This window comes from Bacillus sp. OTU2372 (genome assembly GCF_038440275.1).
Classification (GTDB): Bacteria; Bacillota; Bacilli; order Bacillales; family Cytobacillaceae; genus Neobacillus; species Neobacillus bataviensis_B.
Genome location: NZ_JASATK010000097.1, coordinates 1 through 282, shown reverse-complemented (window position 1 = coordinate 282; position 282 = coordinate 1). Strand labels below are relative to the sequence as shown.

The window sequence follows — 282 nt, the reverse complement described above, 5'->3', positions numbered from 1 at the left end:
CAATAAAAAGTATTACATTTGTTTAATTAGTTAAACAGCCTGGCAACCTCCTACTCTCACAGGGGCAATGCCCCAACTACCATCGGCGCTGAGAAGCTTAACTTCCGTGTTCGGTATGGGGACGGGTGTGACCTTCTCGCCATAATTACCAGACTATTTATTAGACACTATCTTATTATAACGTCTTTTTTAAAATTTGCAAGAGAAAATTTATTTTTTCATTCTCTCAAAACTAGATAATATAGAAGAAATTCGTAAAAATGAGTTAGTTCGCTTTAAAAC

The 282-nt window shown here is 35.5% G+C and carries 1 rRNA gene; it reads right to left on the bottom strand.

What is annotated here, in order from left to right:
• Positions 1-37: 37 nt before the first annotated feature.
• Positions 38-153 (bottom strand): 5S ribosomal RNA (gene rrf / locus AAHB15_RS30120).
• Between the last annotated feature and the right edge of the window lie 129 nt (positions 154-282).